This window comes from Ilyobacter sp. (assembly GCF_041583315.1).
GTDB lineage: Bacteria > Fusobacteriota > Fusobacteriia > Fusobacteriales > Fusobacteriaceae > Ilyobacter.
Genome location: NZ_JBFHGC010000489.1, coordinates 1 through 2,213 on the forward strand (window position 1 = coordinate 1; position 2,213 = coordinate 2,213).

Consider the following 2,213-nt stretch of genomic DNA (forward strand, 5'->3'; position numbering starts at 1 on the left):
CTAGATCCATCTGTCCCCAGGTGCATGGTAGGAGTATCCACCAGCTGTACATTATTTTCTATACATCTTCTTTTTATCTCTTCCATTTCCTCGTTATACTTTATCCCTGCAGGTTCTTCATCAAAACCAAATTTTTTATAGATCTCTGCCACGTAATTTATCGTATCATTGACAAGCTGTTTCCCTGTCACTGTATGGACGTCTCCGCCCACTCTGTAATCCATGTTAAATTTAGAATCTGAATATGCTCCTGCCCCGCTTACACCGTATATTATTGCACAAGTGGTACATTTTACACATTTATCCGTCTTCTCCTTGGGACAGATTCTATCCTTCAGCATTCTTCCCTTATCCACGATCAGAATCTTTGACCCAGGATTCCTTGTTATCGCCTCATAAGCCCCGAAAACATTTGCCTGTCCTCCGCCTACAAAAATAATATCATACTTCATGATGACCTCCTAAAACCTAATTATGTATATAAAAAAGCCCGGAATATACTAAACTCTTAGCATAGACTCAGGCTTATAATCAACTTTTATTTTATTTATACTTGTCCCGTAAGCTCTTTCTTTAAAAAAGGATATACCTATCCCACCATAAAAAACACAGAGATATTCTATTTTTTGACGACAAAATAATTCAGCCTTCAATCCAATACACCCCTCTATTATGAGACACCAAAAATTATTTTATCATATTTTTTATTCTGGAACAAGTACTTTTATTTTGATTTTCCATTCCAGTAACATTTCACCACATCCGTTAAAACTAAAATTTAGACCAGATTATTCCCTGTCCGTAAGCATTATCCGGAAGATCTGCTATTATTGTCCCATCATCATAAGAATAAGTCCAGCCTCCGTTTTTCTCACTGCCTGTGGTTATCCTTTTCCTTAGGTAATCAGCATTGTTTTCAATAAATTCTGATGAAGGTGTGGATGCCATCTCACTTTTGCTGTATACATCTGTAAAATAAATCTCTTCTCCGTTTATGCCAGTGCTTTTCACATCAGACAAGTCTCCTGTACTGTAGGTACTTGTACCTTTAAAATTAGGATAGGTCTCTGTTTTAGCATAAAATAAACCTATAGAAGTTCTCACTACTGCCAGGTTCCCCTGGACATTTGCCGCCTTAGCCTGGGAAGTCACATTACTGAACTTAGGAAGGGCTATAGCTGCCAAAAGACCTATTGTTGCTATTACCACCATAAGTTCAATAAGAGTAAAACCCTTTCTCTTCATTTTTCATCTCCTATCATAAAAATTTATTTTCCCTGCACAAATAAAATTTATAATTATAATTTAAACTGAGATACTTAATTCATCTGAAAATAAAAGTCAAAATATTTTATCACGAATTAACACGAATAAAAGCTAATGATAAAAGAGATAAATAATAAAAGATAATTACAATATAAAAATATTAATTTTTTCTCTGTGAAGCTCTCTTTTTTCCTCTGTGAAACTCTGTGTCCAGGGGTTGGTTTTTTTTATTCGTGCAAATTAGTGAATTTTTTTATTGGTGTCCATTCGTGGTAATTTTTTCATATCTTTAAAAAATCCCAATAAATTTTTCGTAAAATACAAATAGTCAGAGTTATTAAATCACCACACACATAGCTTACAGTCAATATAGATGTATATCTGTCTTCTACACTTTTTTATAAAATTTCTTTTCCCTCAGAATTTAAGCATATCCCCACTGCCAAAAGTGTCCAAAATAAAGGAGCTACAGAAACCACACTGTCATTAAAAAAACAGGTTACAAAATAAGAGAAAACACTTAGAAAAATACATACATTGAAAACATCTTTTTTCACCGCAAAACTTTTCAGTGAATCATAAAAATAAAATAAGAATAAAAATCCAACCACCAGAAGAGCAGGAATCCCGTTATTCAGTGCCACCTGTATAAAATAATTATGAGGCTTATCCACCAAAATACTCTTCATGCCAAAGGACAGCTTCTTCCCGAAAAAATCATTCTGAGGAAATACAAGAGGGAAAGTATCCTGTCCGTGGCCAAATACAGGTTTTTCAAATATCTTCGGAATACTCCGAGACCATATATAAACCCTTGAAGAACCCTTTTTTTCATAGCCGTCAAAAAATTCTACTCTTTTCACCTTTGGTATCTCTGTAACCTTGTCCATATGATCAATAGTATAAAATTTATTATCAATAAAATAAATCTGATAATCAAAGTTATC

3 protein-coding genes and 1 pseudogene are annotated in these 2,213 nt (G+C 33.8%); all 4 read right to left on the reverse strand.

The genetic code is table 11. The features are described 5' to 3' along the window. Nucleotides 1-452, reverse strand: a pseudogene (locus ABZA26_RS13285) (pyridine nucleotide-disulfide oxidoreductase); the annotation flags it as partial. 48 nt (nt 453-500) lie between these two features. Further along, on the reverse strand, nt 501-653 hold the full coding sequence (locus ABZA26_RS13290) for a hypothetical protein (RefSeq protein ID WP_372714985.1): 153 nt from the start codon (nt 651-653) through the stop codon (nt 501-503). Between the two features lie 118 nt (nt 654-771). Beyond that, the gene (locus ABZA26_RS13295) at nt 772-1,245 is read right to left on the reverse strand and encodes a type II secretion system protein (RefSeq protein ID WP_372714986.1); all 474 of its coding nucleotides are present in this window, start codon (nt 1,243-1,245) and stop codon (nt 772-774) included. Nucleotides 1,246-1,664: 419 nt separating this feature from the next. Further along, nucleotides 1,665-2,213: O-antigen ligase family protein (locus ABZA26_RS13300; RefSeq protein WP_372714987.1), on the reverse strand; the 549-nt coding region annotated here is incomplete at its 5' end.